Consider the following 17,171-nt stretch of genomic DNA (forward strand, 5'->3'; position numbering starts at 1 on the left):
TACTAACAAGCTTTCTTTCGCTATCTGACTTGGCAATATAGTCTTTTATGTTTTCAATAAAGTCTTCACAACCCAAAACCGACAATAACTTTTTAGCACTATAAAAAGCACTTATTTCTTTATTATTTTCAAATTCAACAAACTGTTGATAAGCAGCATATTTACGCTTTTTACCTTGCAGCGAAAATATAAAGTCTCGGACGAGCCATTTAGGTATCGCTACCCTTTTAATGAAAGCTGAATAGCTAGACCATGTATACTTAGCAAGGTCATCTACCATCGGGGTGCTCGTTTCAATTGGGTTACGGTGAATGTACCGACTAACATGCAATAAATAGTTACCTGCATCCACCAGCACCGCTTTGTAGCGCCCTCTAAACAGTGCACCATCTGTGTTATGTGCTCTATTAAAGTATTGAGTATAAAGGCCATTAATATGCTTCATGGCTCGGCCTAAATTTGCATCCGGGTTTTGATTAGTCGGTGGTAATGATTGGTCATTAAACAATAAGAATGCACTTCAATATTAAAGCGAAGGCTTGCTTGCTCAATACAATATAAAAAATACTTAAAGTCGCCATCGCTCAAAAAGGTATTTTCACGCCCTCTTCCACGATTCATCACATGGTAAAACGCATCCTCATACTCTATTCGCAGCGGCCTAGACATAGCAATTCACTCAATAAGCAGTAAACTATAAATCTAGACTCTTGATGTCTAAAGTCAAGACTTGATAATCATATAGAAAGCTCCTCGAGTTTTTCGATACAGTTGTGGAAATGGTGGGAAATGGGGTCAAATCTTGACTTCAGACATCAAACAATCTCGAAGTTTTTCCAATTGTAATTTAACCTTTTCATCTTCAACCATTAATTTATTCAACCTACCTACAGATTTCGATATCGCCGAATAATGCTCAACATTAAAAACAGCTGCTAATGCCTGCAAATTTAACCCCGTTAAATCTTGGCATAATTTAATAGCAAACCAGCGTGGTAAATTTTTCTCTTTTCGCCCCTTTTTAACCGTTATAATCTCATTAACCTCAACATTAAAGTATTGAGCTAAGTAAGCTATAACTTCATCTGCTGAGTGATTTTTACTAACAAGCTTTCTTTCGCTATCAGGCTTGGCAATGTAGTCTTTTATACTTTCAATAAAGTCCTCACAACCTAAAACCGACAATAACTTTTTAGCACTATAAAAAGCGCTTATTTCTTTATTATTTTCATATTCAACAAACTGTTTGTACGCAGCATATTTACGCTTTTTTCCTTGAAGCGAAAATATAAAGTCTCGAACTAACCATTTCGGTGTCGCCGCTTTTTTGATGAAGGCTGAGTAGCTAGACCATTTATAGTCAATGAGTTCATCGACTAGCTGTGTACTTGCTTCTATAGGGTTACGATGTATATAACGGCTAACATGGAGTAAGTAATTATCAGCATCCACCAACACCGCTTTGTAGCGACCTCTAAACAGTGCACCATCTGTATTATGGGTTCGGTTAAAGTATTGAGTATAAAGGCCATTAATATGCTTCATGGCTCGGCCTAAATTTGCATCAGGGGTTTTGATTAGCAGGTGGTAATGATTGGTCATTAAACAATAAGAATGCACTTCAATATTAAAGCGAAGGCTTGCTTGCTCAATACAATATAAAAAATACTTAAAGTCGTCATCGCTCAAAAAGGTATTTTCACGCCCTCTTCCCCGATTCATTACATGATAAAACGCATTCTCATACTCTATTCGCAGCGGTCTAGACATAGTAATTCACTCAATGAGTAGTAATCTATAAATCTAGACTCTTGATGTCTAAAGTCAAGACTTGATAATCATATAGAAAGCTCCTCGAGTTTTTCGATACAGTTGTGTTGGCCAAAACATAAACAGTATCACGAGGAGCTTGGTATGAAACTATATGGTGGAATTGACTTGCATTCAAATAATAGTGTCATTGCTATCATTAATGAACACGGTGAAACGCTTAACTGCAAGCGTTTAAATAATGATATGTCTGTCATTTTATCTTTTCTAACCCCTTATAAAGACAAGTTAACAGGGCTTGTTGTCGAATCAACATTTAATTGGTATTGGTTAGTCGATGCTTTAATGGATGAAGGGTTTACACTTCACTTAGCAAACCCCGCTGCAATTCAACAATATTCAGGCTTAAAATATGCAGACGATCATAGTGATGCACGCTGGTTGGCTGAAATGTTACGTCTAAAAATTCTGCCAGAAGGCTACATTTATCCTCGTGAGCTCAGAGCTGTTCGCGACTTAATGCGTAAACGAATGGACATTGTTCAACAGTCCACTAAAAACTTATTATCAGTGCAAAGTTGTTACATGCGTCATCTTGGATATAAGCCCAGTAGCAACAAAATCAAACAAATGGCCGCTATCAGAAAAGGCGTCAATGTTGAGCAAGTACACACCGACTTTAGCTCAACGAATACAGCATTGTCAGTCATTTCTAACCTCTCATTAATACGCTGTGCTCAACAGCAAATCAATGCAATAGAGAGCGCTATATTACAACAAACATCGCTCTCCCCTGAGTTTATAAACCTAACCAGTATCGATGGGATTGGGAATACGTTAGCACTGACCATTATGTTAGAGACAGGCACTATTAAACGTTTTGATAGCCCAGGTAATTTCTCCTCCTATTGCCGCTGCGTTAAAGGTGCAAAATACAGCAATGGGAAGAAGAAAGGCGCTACAAATCAAAAGAATGGTAATCGTTACTTAGCGTGGGCGTTTACTGAGGCCGCTAACTTTGCTATTCGGTATAACCCAACAATTAAAAAGTATTATCAACGCAAGTTAGCTAAAACAAACCAAGTTATCGCGATTAAAACCGTTGCACATAAACTGGCAAGAGCGTGTTACCACGTGCTAAAAGACAACGTCCCATTTGATGAACACAAGGCGTTTGCTTAGCGTCTATAAAACAAATTAGGTTAACGTGTTGAGCTAGTAATGGGGTTGGTAAAACCATTAGATTTGATTAAGCCTACACGTTAACCGCTCATATTTTAAATACTGGATATGCCCAATATTTGAGCCACAAAGGGTTGGTTATGTGTAAGCATAAACCACAGACTTGTTACAGCGCAGTGTGTAAACACAGCCAGAAACTGGACTGACATTGGTACTAAACGATGACTGAGGCGAAAGCCAAGGGCCTTAATTAATCATCAATAATGCTTAATTAAACTGCCTAAATTCATATGGGTGACTGGTGCATATTCACACCAATCGACGTCATTACTAGGTGCGTAGTCATATTTAAATTGAGTTAAATAATAAAAACACTTGGTTTTTTGAATAAAAAGATCAAGAAAACGCAGCTGCCTGCTTGACCGGAACTTTCTAATAGGTGACCCCTTTGGCTTTTTAAATAATTAAACGCAGTAATGAAGCTCAATGCAGTGTAAAAGTGCCTAAAGTCGTCATCGCTTAAAAAGGTGTTTTACATTCCTTTGTGCGGTTAACCACATGATAAAACGCATTTTAATACTCTATTCGCAGTAGCCTAGACATAGAAATTAACTCAATAAGCAGTAAACTATTAATCTGAATTCTTGATGCCTAAAGTCAAGACTTGACCCCTTTGGCTCACTCTATCCGCAGCGGTCTAGACATAATAATAAACTCAATGAGCAATAAACTATAAATCTAGACCATTGATGTATGAAGTCAAGATTTGACCCCTTTGTTTTTTTTGATGTATGAAGTCAAGATTTGACCCCTTTGTTTTTTAAGTTCGTACTAAATTAGCATAGAGTTTCTTAATTTTTTTGTCTGTTAAGCTGGCTACGTAGTCTTTAGCAAGAACAATGTCATAAACGTTGATATCCTGAACAGAGTTCGCAAAATTGATAGTTTTTTCTTCTCCAATTACACGATCCATTGGCATAAATTTAAAAATATCAGTATTAACTTTAATTTGTTTATTTTTACCACTCCCATATGAGTTATAGAACTTCATGTATGCTGAATCTTGACTACTTAATCTTATGTGCTCTTTTCTGAATTCATTATCGATTAAGCTAGGAAATGCGATGTACAAAATAGTGAGTTCTGAAACCATTCTGGAAGCATTTAAATTGGCTGATAAAACTCGTGGATCTTTATGTAATTTTGCTACTTGAATTTTCGTCCATACTTCATCCATATCTGCATCAATAGTTGGACTATGGAATATGGCGTAATCCCCTAATGAAAAAACGTCTTTTCTACTTTTAATTTTGGATAACCTCTTAGAAGACTCAAGAATAACGTCTTCCATTAATAGTTTTATAATGGAACCACGCTGCTCGATGAATTTTAAATATAGAGACTCACCTTCTCGAAGGCGAAAATCGACAGGACTTCGATGAAATAGTCTGCAGGAAATCAAATCTGTATATGTTATCGCGTTCAGTTTAATACCATCTTCTATATCTGATAATAGATAAGATATTTTGTCCGCAGCTCGGACTGCTTGACCTTCTAAGTGAGAGTAACCACCCTTAATTATGTCTTGATGCTTGGAATTGGCGTATATACTGTCTTTGTCTTCACTACCATGATGGCAATATGTGTGTTTCAAAATGCAATCACAGACTTCTGGTGTTAAATCAAGCCCTGCGTGAGAATCAAACCCTCTGTTTTGATAAGGGCCTTCAAGGTATCGAACGACATCTACACCGTGCTCATAATGATTAAAACCACAGTCAATACTTAGATGATTTTTAAGTAAAATATCTAATGCATGCTCTCCTGCATGCCCGAAGGGGGTGTGACCTATATCGTGTGCTAATGCACCCGCTTCAACCAAATCTTTATCTAGTCCAAAGCTTGCAGCAATAGTTGAAGCCAACTGAGAAACTTCAATACTATGAGCTAGTCTTTGTCTAAGGTGCTCATCTTCATCTAATGGGAATAGTTGTGTTTTATCGGACAACTTACGAAAGCCTGATGACCAGATTATTCTATCTCTATCCCTTTGAAACTCGATTCGGTAGCCGTCACTGGAATTTAGATGTTCTCTTTCAGATGGTGGGGAAGCAAAGTTATCGTCATTAATTGATAAAGTTAATTCTTTAATTTTTTCATCTGTACGCCTTATATCACCTTCTGAGTTTTGATTCCAAAGATCTAATTTTGACTCGTACTCATCAAAAAGCTCTTGCGCTTCTGCTTGGGAATTAACATTTCCTAATGACGCTAATTCCCCGATAGTTTTTACTTTCGTTTTACCGAATGCCCAACACTCTAGTATCTTTTCACCTACATCTATATCGCTGATGTAAAATGCTTTTTTATTTGATGTCCATAGGTTAAAGTTATCAACGACATCTCTTTTACTTACAGTCTCTGAATACTTGGTGATTTCCTTTATGGCATTAACGGATGAAATATCATTGTTAGAAGTATCTAAAAATACTCTGAATAATGCTTGAGACTTTTGTCTAGAAAATAGCTTAACACGTGATTCCGATATATCGGTGTATTTAGACTCTAATTCAAGTTGATTTCCATTGTTTACCTTAATAGCTATTAAATCAGAGCTTCTCCAGGGTTTTATTTCGAACTCGTCATCGATGCTACTTAAAGCTTCTTCTTCAAATTTTGGAACAATATACTTGATAGTGCCTTTTTGAATAAATAAAAGTTCATGTCCTGCTCTTGATAGAGAAATAATTAGCTCTTCTCTTTGTTTTTGTACATTATCCCTCGTTAAAACTTTTGGTATCGAACAGAAAATAATTCCATTATTTTTTAGTGAAGTGATAGCTCGGTTGATGAACTTTATAAAATAAGGTTGATACCAAGGCGGATCGATTACAACATAGTCAAACACATGTTCAAACTGACTTTCAATTTCATGGTAAACATCGTATTCATAGGCTAAAATGGTTTGATCATTGTTAATTTTCGACATTACTTGTTTGTAACAAGTAATAATATCACTATCAATATCCAATAATGTTGTATCTACATTCATAGAGTGCAAATAGGCTGCTATTGTTGGGGTACCTAGGCATAAACCTTTCATAGCTCTGATATCTAAATGTTCGGAAATAATGCTCGCAAGTTTTTCTTGTGATTCAAGTGTGTACCACCATTGAAAGAACTCGGGGTTAGCTGCAGGAAGTCTAAAAAAGAAATTGGATTGAGCTTTGAAATCGATTTTTCTAACACCTGATTCCAACTCTTTTTCTGATATCTTCTCAAGTATTTTAGAAATGTCTTTTGGGCTTGCTCCTTCACAGTATTCAGCAAGTGCACTAGGTGATAGAGTCCCGATAGAATGGTATGCGCTAATAATTCTAGTTTTTAATTTTTCTTCCCAAGTTCCAAGCTCTGACATAGTTTCGTCTCCCTATGATATTTTTGCCAATTATTATGTTTTATACTTATTTGTCAAATATATAATGGCTTTATCGAAGCCTTTTGCTATTTAATTATTTTCTAGAGCTTTACGGAAGTAGTAACTTGATTGCGTGGTAGGAAATTTATATCTACTTTAAGTGCCTAAACTTACCCTATTTATACCGAACAACTGATATGCAATCCGTTGCTGCCCTTGATAAAAAAGGCTATAAAGCCATAAGCAATATGATCTGAGCCCGATAAAGTAGACACGGGGTTTTAATTCATTGATTCATATTGTATGAGGCTAATATTTCCAATGTTAGCCCACGTATTCTCACTGAGTTGTAGTAATTTTCAGTAACAATAAATTATTATTGGACAAGAACGAGGACAGGTCTTGTTTCTTGCCAAGAGCAAACACTAATCTCACGTTTAACACCCTCCCCCGTCATCGCGCCCTGAAAATAGCAATTGATGAGTAATGTCGCGCATGGATGCGCGATAAGGTGAAACTACGCCATGGATGGCCTATCTTCGCCGTTTACGTTCACATCAATTGTGATTTGAAGGAAACAGCGTGATGCTCGGGGCGCCGTGGGATTCCAAGGGGCGGTCGGCGGTAGCCGCCCCTTGGTTGCCGCCAGCAATCTAGCAAAAACCTTGAATAAGGTTTCTAATCTTTAAAAAAGTGCGAAACGTATTCGCGCTATCTGTAATAGTAATTCCAAGTACCTATTCAAATACTTATTCGGGCTGCCGCCCGCGCGTCAGCAAGCTAAACGCCTACAACTAATAACACATACTCTTGGCTTTTGAGCGAGTAAGTATATTTGGGTTTCGTATCACTCTACCCAACCTACGTTCATATAATTTATGGCGAATCACCACACACAAAAAAGCCGCTGCATTGCTGCAACGGCTTTTATAATTTTGATAAATTTTCAAACTATAATGGAGCTTACTCCCCATTAAAGGTCAAAAAATTAGTCTCTGCTCTTAATCACGGTATGTCTCAACCGCTGGGCATGAACATACCAAGTTACGGTCGCCGTATACGTCATCTATTCGTGTAACGGTTGGCCAGAACTTGTCTTTTGCTACTGAAGGCACTGGGAATGCAGCGTAAAAACGGTCGTACGCGCGGTCCCATTCGTTACCTAACACGTCAGCTTGTGTATGCGGTGCAAATACAAGTGGGTTGTTTTCAATTGACCATTCGCCAGAGATTACTTTGTCGATTTCGCCTTTAATTGACACCATAGCTTCGATAAAGCGGTCTATCTCGCCTTTTGACTCAGATTCAGTTGGCTCAATCATTAACGTGCCCGCTACAGGGAACGACATGGTTGGTGAATGGAAGCCGTAATCTTGCAAGCGCTTAGCTACGTCCATTTCGGTAATGCCTGATTGCTCTTTAAGTGGGCGTAGGTCAACAATACATTCGTGCGCAACGCGGTTGTTACGGCCACGGTATAAAATTGGGAAGTGCTGGCTTAACTCGTGCGTTAAGTAGTTAGCATTCACTATCGCCATTTCAGTAGCTTGTTTTAAGCCCTCTGAGCCCATCATGGTAATGTAAGCCCATGAAATAGGTAAAATAGCGGCTGAGCCGTAAGGCGCTGCTGATACTGCACCGTTGTTAATGTTTGTACCCGGTACGTTAATTACGCTGTGGTTTGGCATAAATGGCGCAAGGTGCGATTTAACACCAATTGGGCCTACACCTGGGCCGCCACCGCCGTGCGGAATACAAAACGTTTTGTGCAAGTTTAAGTGCGATACGTCTGAGCCAATAAAGCCTGGGCTTGTTACGCCTACTTGCGCGTTCATGTTTGCGCCATCCATGTAAACTTGGCCGCCGTGCTCGTGCACAATGTCACAAATTTCACGAATGGTTTCTTCGTAAACGCCGTGTGTAGATGGGTATGTGATCATAATACACGATAAGTTTTCAGACACTTCTTCGGCTTTCGCTTTTAGATCGCCCATGTCTACGTTACCGTTTTTATCGCAATCAACCACTACAATTTTCATGCTGGCCATTTGCGCAGATGCAGGGTTAGTACCGTGCGCTGAGCTTGGAATTAAACATACGTTACGGTGCGCATCGCCGCGTGACTCGTGGTATTTACGAATAGCAATTAAGCCTGCGTATTCACCTTGTGCGCCAGAGTTTGGCTGTAGTGAAACTGCATCGTATCCAGTAATATTAACTAGCCAGTCGTGCAGCTCGTTAATCATTATTTGGTAACCTTCGGCCTGATCGAGCGGGCAGAATGGGTGCAAGTTTGCAAATTCAGGCCATGTAATTGGGATCATCTCAGCGGTCGCGTTTAGTTTCATGGTACATGAACCTAACGAGATCATTGAGTGGTTAAGCGCTAAATCTTTGTTTTCTAGGCGCTTAATGTAGCGAAGCATGTCTGTTTCGCTGTGGTAGCTGTTAAAGTTTGGATGCGTTAATACTTCGTCATCACGTACTAAACTAGCTGGAATAGAGTCGCTACCGTTTGCTTCAATATCGGCTGCAATACCATCTACGCTTAGGCCATGGCCTTCACCTAGTACAATATCAAATAGCTCAGCTACATCGGCGCGTGTGGTAGTTTCTGAAACCGAAATAGAGTATTCGCCGTCGTGGTTTGTGGCAAAGTTAACGCCTTTGGCAAGTGCACGCGCTATTACGTCGTCTTTGCTGTCGCTCACTACTGTTAGCGTATCAAACCAGGTGCTGTGTTTAAGTGCTACACCTTTAGCTTTTAGGCCAGTTGCTAAAATATCAGCAAAGCGATGTATACGCTGCGCGATAGTTTTTAAGCCTTGTGGGCCGTGGTACACCGCGTAAAACGCGGCCATGTTGGCAAGTAGTACCTGCGCTGTACAAATGTTTGAGTTGGCTTTGTCGCGGCGAATGTGTTGTTCGCGCGTTTGCATGGCCATACGCAGTGCATCGTTACCTAAACGGTCTTTAGATACACCAATAATACGCCCTGGTAATGAGCGTTTGTATGCGTCACGCGTTGCAAAAAATGCAGCGTGTGGTCCGCCGTAACCCATAGGTACACCAAAACGCTGAGCCGAACCAAGTACTACGTCGGCACCTAATTTACCCGGTGCTTTTAATAGTAATAAGCTCATAATGTCGGCAGCAACACAGGCAATGGCCTTTTTGCTTTGTACGCCAGCAATTAGGTCGGTTATATCGACTACTTCACCTGATGTAGTTGGGTATTGGAAAAGTGCGCCAAAAATGTCGTGGTTAACGGCATCTTCTGCTTTACCTACAATGATTTCAAAACCAAACTGCTCAGCACGGGTGCTTACTACGTCGATTGTTTGTGTGTGTACGTCATCGGCAATAAAAAAGGCATTGGCTTTTTTAGCTTTAGATACGCGTTTTGCAAGGCCCATAGCCTCAGCAGCAGCGGTTGATTCGTCAAGCAACGAGGCACTTGCTAAATCTAGGCCTGTTAAATCTAGGGTCATAGTTTGAAAATTTAATAACGACTCTAAACGCCCTTGCGCAATTTCTGGCTGGTACGGCGTGTACGCAGTATACCAACCTGGGTTTTCTAGTACGTTACGTAAAATTACGTGCGGTACGTGCGTTGGGTGGTAGCCTTGGCCAATGTACGATTTGAAAACTTTATTTTTGCTTGCTACCGATTTTAAGTAGCTTAGTGTTTCAACTTCAGTACGGCTTTCGCCAACTGTTAATGGCTGCGCTAAGCGAATGCTTGCAGGTACAGTTTGGTCGATCAGCTCTTGCACACTTGATACTTCTAAAGCACTTAGCATATCGCTTACTTGTGCTGGGCTTGGCCCAATGTGGCGGCGAATAAAATCTTGCTTTTGCTCTAACTGTTCAAGAGATTTGGCGTTTGACATGCGTCTAGATTCCTATGATCCTAAATACTAACGGGTAATTAGTATTGATTAAAATATGTGATGATTTAATAACGTACTGTGTATGGGAAGTAGGCCGTTAAATCATAAAAGCCCCAAAAACAGTGAATGGGGCTTTTGTCATCTACTTAGAGTATTACTCTTCGTCGATTGTGTTAGCGTAGTCTTCTGCGCTAAGTAGGTTTTCAAGCTCTGACTCGTCAGTTGCTTTAATGCGGAATAACCAGCCGTCACCGTATGGGTCGTTGTTAACCGTTTCTGGTGCGTCTTCTAGCTCTTCGTTAATCGCTACAATTTCGCCGCCAACTGGTGCGTAAATGTCTGATGCAGCTTTAACCGACTCTGCTACTGCACAGTCTTCGCCTGCATCTACTGCATCGCCTACTTCTGGTAGTTCTACAAATACCATGTCGCCAAGCAGCTCTTGCGCATGCTCAGAAATACCCACAGTAAATGTACCGTCACCTTCGTTGCGAACCCACTCGTGAGAAGAGGCGTATTTTAAATCGCTAGGGATATTGCTCATTATTTTGTTCCTTTGGTTTAGATTGGGAGGATACCAATCACAATAATTATTGTGATTGGTATAACCAAATTTTTAAATGATTGATTTGCCGTTACGTACAAAGCTAGGCTTTACTACTTTAACGTTAACTAATTTTTTGCGCATTTCTACTTGGGCTGTATCCCCTGTTGAACGCGGTACACGTGCAAGGGCTACACTAAAACCAAGTGTTGGTGAGAAAGTACCTGAGGTAATTACCCCTTCACCACCTTCAACAATTACTTTTGAGCCGCTACGCAATACGCCTTTTTCTTCAAGCACTAAACCAACAAGTTTATGGGTGCTTTTTTCGGCGCGTTGCTTAACAAGTACGTCACGACCAATAAAGTCACGATCTTCTGGTTCCCATGCAATAGTCCATGCCATGTTAGCTGCAAGTGGCGATACGCTTTCGTCCATATCTAGGCCGTAAAGGTTCATACCTGCTTCTAAGCGTAGCGTGTCACGTGCACCTAAACCGGCTGGCGCTACACCTGCATCTAGCAGTTGTTGCCATAAATCGGCTGTTTGCTCGTTCGGTACTACTATTTCGTAACCGTCTTCGCCAGTATAACCCGTTGTGGCAATAAATAAATCACCTACTTGTACACCAAAAAATGGCTTCATGCCTTCAACGGCTGCTTGTTGCTCGGCATTTAAAAGAGTGGCTGTTTTTGCTTTAGCGTTAGGGCCTTGTACTGCAATCATTGCAAACTCTGGGCGCTCAGTTACGGTTACTGTAAAGTCGGCAGATACTTTAGCTAAGTGAGCTAAATCTTTTTCGCGGGTGGCAGAATTTACCACTAAGCGATAAAACGTTTCGCTAAAGTAGTAAATAATTAAATCGTCGATTACGCCGCCTTGCTCGTTAAGCATGCCAGTGTAAAGCGCTTTACCTGGTACGGTTAATTTTGCTACGTCGTTTGCTACTAATTTACGTAAAAATGCTTTTGCTTGTTCGCCTTCAATATCAACAATGGTCATGTGTGATACGTCAAACATACCTGCATCGGTACGCACTGCATTGTGTTCTTCTATTTGTGAGCCGTAGTTGATTGGCATTTCCCAGCCATGAAAATCAACCATTTTTGCGCCTGCTTCAAGGTGCTTAGCATGTAGTACAGTTTTAGAAGTCATAACATTCCTTCACTTTTAAATTAACCCTGTGCGGGCGTGGCTTAAATAGATTTAACTCAACAGGTAAACACGGTTATGTTTACCGGTTATTTTATGTATTAGGCAGCTTCGTTTTGCATTAGGGCAAAACCTTGTGCTTGTAAGTGCTGTTGCCATTTTTGTAGTTCTTGTTGCTTGGCTACTAACACAAAGTGCTGTTCGTCGTTTTTATCTATGGCGGTAATAAATACTTCACCGCTTTGCGCGCCATAACATAGTAGTGGGTTAGATAAACGCAGCCCTGGCGTTAATTTAAACGCGCTAATTAAGGTATCAAATGCGTTTGCTCCACACAGCGCAAGAGTTGCAAGGTCGCTACGTAGTACATAATCAATATCAAAACGAAGTTGCTGCTCGTTTATCAGTGCTTGTAATTGCAAGCTTGCGCTGTGCGGTAATACAAATCTAAATGCGGTTTCGCTAAAGTAATAAACGGCAAAGCTGTAATCAGAATTTAAATCGCCATCAAGCGTGCCTTTTAGGCCTAAGCCGCTGGCTGTAAGCTTTGTGAGATCTAACCCTAAAATAGTGCTTAAAAATACACTGGTTTCACTGCCACTAAAATCCATTACAACGAGGTTGTTATTTGCTTGCACGGCATTGGTAACTGCACTTGCAGCATTGCTGTGGCGGGCAAACATTATTGGGTTAAAAGTCATAACAAACACCTGTGTATTTTTGATACCAAAAGTATATTGCGCCACTGTGACAACAACAAATTGTAATTATTTATCAATTGATAAATAATACTTATATATATAGCTATATAAATTGTAATTTTAAATATGAAAAACATATCAACCGACAGTTTGCGTACCTTTGTAATGGTTGTTGAGGTAGGTGGATTTGCAAAAGCCGGCGACCTACTGGGGTTATCGCAACCTGCGGTAAGCTTGCAAATTAAACGCCTTGAAGATTTACTCGGTTATAAATTATTTAAAAAGCAGGGCCAGCGCCAGGTGCTTAATCAGTACGGTGAGCTACTTTTGCCTATGGCAAAACAAATGATGCAGTATAACGATGCTATTTTGCAGCAGTTCACCTCAGAAAGCATAACCGGTAAAGTGCGCTTGGGTATTCCTAGCGAATTTGCAGCACGTATTTTACCCTCTATTATTGGTGATTTTGTCTCGCTTTATCCTGAGGTATCGCTGGAGGTTAAATCGCGCTTAAGTAAACATTTACTGTCAGCCTCAAGGCAAGATCAATTTGATCTTGTTTTAGCACTTAACGAGCGCCTTAATTCAGACAAGTTCCCTATTTTTATGCAAGACGAGCTAGTATGGGTGGGCGACCTAGCACAGGCAAAAAATGAGGTAGTAACCTTAGTCACCGCGCCCGAGGGCTGTATTTATAGGCGCCGCGCTACAGATGCACTTAAAAGTGCCAATATAAAATACCGAATTGTTTACAGCAATGCCGATTTAACCGGCCTTATTGCCGCTTTAAAAGAAGGCTTGGGTATTACTGTACTGGCTAAAAGTACGGTGCCAAGCGATCTTAATTTTCAGGCGCAAAGTAAATATTTACCAGCTCTTGGTAGCATAGGTATTAGCTTAATAAAAAGCGGTGGGGAGTCGGAGCATGCAGTAGACAAACTTGCTGAGTTTATCGCATTACGTTTAGGCTATTAGTGCGCGTTGGCGATTTGCTTAACCTGTAAAATTACCAACTACGCTACATAAAAAACGCCGAGGTTAAAATAACCTCGGCGTTTTGTAAGCTAAACCTGGCGCTAACTAAAACCCTCATTTAAACGATTAAATAACGAGTTTTTGTCTATCGACACGCTTAGCTGCCTAATAATAAAAATATTAATTAAGCAAATGGATATTAGTTATTTACGTTACGTTGGCGTAGCACTTCAAATAAACAAATACCGGTGGCTACCGATACATTTAAGCTAGAAACACTTCCTGCCATCGGAATTTTAACTAACACGTCGCAATGCTCACGCGTTAAACGGCGCATGCCCTCGCCCTCTGCTCCCATTACTATTGCCATTGGCCCAGTAAGGTTTGCATCAAACACATGGGTGTCTGTTTCGCCAGCGGTGCCCACAACCCAAACACCTGCGTCTTTAATTTCGCGAAGCGTACGCGCCAGGTTTGTTACCTGAATAAGCGGTACGGTTTCGGCTGCGCCACAGGCTACTTTACGTGCTGTGCCGTTAAGCTTGGCCGACTTATCTTTAGGTACAATTATAGCGTGTACACCTGCTGCATCTGCGCTACGTAGGCAGGCACCTAAATTATGTGGATCGGTTATGCCATCTAGTACTAATAAAAACGGCGTATCTTCGCGAGCAATGATCTCATCTAAATCTTTTTCGTTGTAAACACGCGCAGCTTTTACATTGGCAATAATGCCTTGATGCTGCTCATCGTTTGCTTTGTTATCTAGCGCTTTTCGCTGCATAAATTGTACAGAAATACCAAATTTACGTGCTTCATTAATAATCGGGGATAAGCGCTTATCATCACGACCTTTTAGGGCATAAATTTCTAAAAAACGCTCTGGCTCTTTTGCTAAAATTGCTTCAACAGAGTGAAAGCCAAAAATTAATTCATTACTCACGTATTGTTTGCTCCTGGGCTATTACGTTTACGGGCATTTTTGCCTGGTCTTTTAGGCTTTTTAACTGCCTTTTTTTTCGGTTTTTTCTTAGCGGTGGTTTCAGCGGCTTTTTTACCGGCTGGTTTTGCGCCAGACTTACCCGCTGGTTTGCCTTTGCTTTTACTGGCTGGTTTTTTGCCAGCTTTGGGTTTTTCATCGCCTGATGTGTTTTTTCCAGGGATTTTACCCGCTTTAAGCTGCGATCTTACACTTGCTGGTGCATGGCTTGATTTACCGCGCCCTGCTCCTTTAGCTGAGCCACGGCGACGCGCGTATCTATCTTGAGCCACATCACCACTGAGCGTTAAATTTATACGGCGCTCATCTAAACTTACCGAAGCAACTTGTACCGTTACTTTATCGCCAAGGCGGTAAACGGTATGTGTATGCTCGCCAATTAGGGTGTGTTTTGCACCATCATGATGGAAGTATTCATCACCTAAATTAGTAACATGGATCAGGCCATCAATTTGTAAGTCGTCTAGGCGTATAAATAAGCCAAAGTTAGTAACGGATGAAATAACCCCGTTAAACTCATCACCCACGTGATCTTGCATAAACTCACATTTAAGCCAGTCGGCAACTTCACGCGTTGCGTCGTCTGCGCGGCGCTCGGTGGTTGAACATTGCTCGCCTAGTTGGTCTACTTCATCATCGGTGTACGCGTATGCGCCCGATGTTTGCTGACCTTGTGCTTTTATTACCGCTTTAATTGCACGGTGTACCACTAAATCAGGGTAACGACGAATCGGTGAGGTAAAGTGTGCGTACGCAGGCAGCGCTAAGCCAAAGTGGCCTATGTTGTCTGGCTGATAAACCGCTTGCTTCATTGAACGAAGTAGCATGGTTTGAATAAGCTCGGCCTCAGGGCGGTCGCCTAAACGGGCTAACACTTGGGTAATTTCTTTCGGTGTTGGCTCATCGCTTAATGTGCTTTGAATGCCAAGCTCACTTAAAAACTGAGTAAAGTTACCTAGTTTTTCTTGATCTGGCTCATCGTGCACACGGTAAAGCGCGCTGGCTTCGTGTTTTTCTAATAATTTAGCCGCCGATACGTTGGCTAAAATCATACATTCTTCAATCAGTTTGTGCGCGTCGTTACGAACAACCGGCACAATTGACTCTATTTTACGGTGTGCGTTAAATACAAAACGCGTTTCGAGCGTTTCAAACTCAATAGCACCACGGGTTTGGCGCGCCGATTTAAGCGCCATATACATTTGCTGTAAGTCAGTTAAATGTGGCACTACGGGTGCGTATTCTTCGCGTAGCTTTTCATCACCTTGTAAAATGGCATTTACTTTGGTGTAGGTTAAACGCGCATGCGAGTTCATCACCGCTTCGTAAAACTTATAACCCGAAAGCTTACCTGCGTCTGATACCGTCATTTCGGCCACCATACACAGGCGGTCTACTTTAGGGTTAAGCGAACATAAACCGTTCGACAACACTTTTGGCAGCATTGGAATTACTTGCTCAGGAAAATACACTGAGTTACCGCGAGCAATCGCTTCTTTATTTAGCGGCGTGTTCATACCTACATAATGCGATACATCGGCAATGGCTACCCATAAGCGCCAGCCGCCAGATTTTTTACGCTCACAATATACGGCATCATCAAAGTCGCGGGCGTCTTCACCATCTATGGTGACCAGTGGCAGGTCGCGTAAATCTACACGGCCTTGTTTGTCGGCTTCATCAACAAACTCACCTAAATGAGCAACTTGTTCTTCCACTTCTTCTGGCCAAACATGAGGAATATCGTGATTGCGCAGTGCCACCTCTATTTCCATACCTGGCGCTAAATGCTCGCCCAGTACGTCAATAATTTTACCTACCGCGTTCATGTTACGGCTAGGGTTTTGAGTGATTTGCACTTGCACCATTTGGTTATGGCGCGCGCCGTTTTCACTGCCTGGCAGAATAATAATATCTTGGGTAATACGTGGGTCTTCGGCTACCACAACTGCAATACCATGCTCAACAAAATAACGCCCTACAATAGGTGCGCGCTCGTTGGTGAGTACTTTAATTATGCGGGCATCACATTTTGAGCCTGAGCCACGTTTTGTGCCTTTAGCAAGTACGATGTCGCCGTGCAGCACCATGTTCATTTGATGCTTGGCTATAAACCAATCTTTGCTCTCGCCTTCAACTTCTAAAAAGCCAAAACCGTCTCTGTGGCCAATTACTTTGCCTTTGGTTAAACCGGCTTCGTCAATTAGGGCGTAACATTTAAACTTATTAAAATACAATTGGCCATCGCGCTCCATGGCACGAAGGCGGCGCTTAAATGCAATTTGGCGTTCGGTATCGTTTACAGCTAATTCATCACAAAGTTGCGTGAAGTTAGCAGGTTTTGAACGCTCTTGAAGGTGAGTAAGTATAAACTCACGACTAGGGACTGGGTTTTCGTACTTTTCTTGTTCTCGGCTGAGATTTGGATCTTGGTTTGACATTCACTATCTTGTTAGTTGGTTATGTAGGTATTTTAACCCATATACGTAAAATGAGACAGGTAAAAGCGTATGAAACTTTTAATAAACCGCTTTAA

General features: G+C 41.1%; 12 protein-coding genes. 2 read left to right on the forward strand and 10 right to left on the reverse strand.

The genetic code is table 11. The features are described 5' to 3' along the window. The 3 genes from OIZ54_RS12460 to OIZ54_RS12470 all read right to left on the reverse strand — a co-directional run. Positions 1 to 445 (reverse strand): transposase (locus tag OIZ54_RS12460; protein ID WP_413680533.1); only part of this gene is annotated, 445 nt, incomplete at its 3' end. Positions 446 to 453: 8 nt separating this feature from the next. Further along, positions 454 to 669: a transposase gene (locus OIZ54_RS12465; RefSeq protein ID WP_264390519.1), complete on the reverse strand. Its 216-nt coding sequence runs from the start codon at positions 667 to 669 to the stop codon at positions 454 to 456. Positions 670 to 795: 126 nt separating this feature from the next. Further along, positions 796 to 1,770: a transposase gene (locus tag OIZ54_RS12470; protein ID WP_264390520.1), complete on the reverse strand. Its 975-nt coding sequence runs from the start codon at positions 1,768 to 1,770 to the stop codon at positions 796 to 798. Positions 1,771 to 1,914: 144 nt separating this feature from the next. Between OIZ54_RS12470 and OIZ54_RS12475 the strand changes: the two genes are divergently transcribed. Next, positions 1,915 to 2,952, forward strand: coding sequence for an IS110 family transposase (locus OIZ54_RS12475; RefSeq protein WP_264390521.1), 1,038 nt, complete (start codon positions 1,915 to 1,917; stop codon positions 2,950 to 2,952). Between the two features lie 820 nt (positions 2,953 to 3,772). Here the strand turns inward: OIZ54_RS12475 and dgt are convergent. The 5 genes from dgt to OIZ54_RS12500 form a co-directional block, all read right to left on the reverse strand. Then, complete coding sequence (gene dgt / locus OIZ54_RS12480; protein ID WP_264390522.1) at positions 3,773 to 6,370, reverse strand: dGTP triphosphohydrolase; 2,598 nt, start codon at positions 6,368 to 6,370, stop codon at positions 3,773 to 3,775. A 1,001-nt stretch (positions 6,371 to 7,371) separates the two neighbouring features. Further along, positions 7,372 to 10,263, reverse strand: coding sequence for an aminomethyl-transferring glycine dehydrogenase (gene gcvP / locus OIZ54_RS12485; protein WP_264390523.1), 2,892 nt, complete (start codon positions 10,261 to 10,263; stop codon positions 7,372 to 7,374). A 154-nt stretch (positions 10,264 to 10,417) separates the two neighbouring features. Further along, positions 10,418 to 10,807 carry a glycine cleavage system protein GcvH gene (gcvH, locus tag OIZ54_RS12490; RefSeq protein WP_004587592.1) on the reverse strand — a complete coding sequence of 130 codons (390 nt, stop codon included), beginning with the start codon at positions 10,805 to 10,807 and terminating at the stop codon, positions 10,418 to 10,420. A 72-nt stretch (positions 10,808 to 10,879) separates the two neighbouring features. After that, positions 10,880 to 11,962 carry a glycine cleavage system aminomethyltransferase GcvT gene (gene gcvT / locus OIZ54_RS12495; RefSeq protein ID WP_264390524.1) on the reverse strand — a complete coding sequence of 361 codons (1,083 nt, stop codon included), beginning with the start codon at positions 11,960 to 11,962 and terminating at the stop codon, positions 10,880 to 10,882. 98 nt (positions 11,963 to 12,060) lie between these two features. Further along, positions 12,061 to 12,660: a hypothetical protein gene (locus OIZ54_RS12500; RefSeq protein WP_264390525.1), complete on the reverse strand. Its 600-nt coding sequence runs from the start codon at positions 12,658 to 12,660 to the stop codon at positions 12,061 to 12,063. A gap of 126 nt (positions 12,661 to 12,786) precedes the next feature. On the opposite strand from OIZ54_RS12500, the gene OIZ54_RS12505 reads away from it, so the two are divergent. Then, entirely contained in the window at positions 12,787 to 13,635 is an 849-nt protein-coding gene (locus tag OIZ54_RS12505) for a LysR family transcriptional regulator (protein ID WP_029772013.1), read from the forward strand. A 199-nt stretch (positions 13,636 to 13,834) separates the two neighbouring features. On the opposite strand, the gene rlmB is transcribed toward OIZ54_RS12505, so the two are convergent. Beyond that, positions 13,835 to 14,578, reverse strand: a complete 744-nt coding sequence (gene rlmB / locus OIZ54_RS12510) for a 23S rRNA (guanosine(2251)-2'-O)-methyltransferase RlmB (RefSeq protein WP_029772012.1) — start codon at positions 14,576 to 14,578, stop codon at positions 13,835 to 13,837. Further along, positions 14,575 to 17,076 (reverse strand): ribonuclease R, encoded by a 2,502-nt coding sequence (gene rnr / locus OIZ54_RS12515; protein ID WP_029772011.1) that lies wholly within the window; start codon positions 17,074 to 17,076, stop codon positions 14,575 to 14,577. The genes rlmB and rnr overlap by 4 nt, the downstream gene beginning before the upstream one ends. Between the last annotated feature and the right edge of the window lie 95 nt (positions 17,077 to 17,171).

The sequence above is a fragment of the Pseudoalteromonas sp. A3 genome, from assembly GCF_025942345.1.
Taxonomy (GTDB): Bacteria; Pseudomonadota; Gammaproteobacteria; order Enterobacterales; family Alteromonadaceae; genus Pseudoalteromonas; species Pseudoalteromonas atlantica.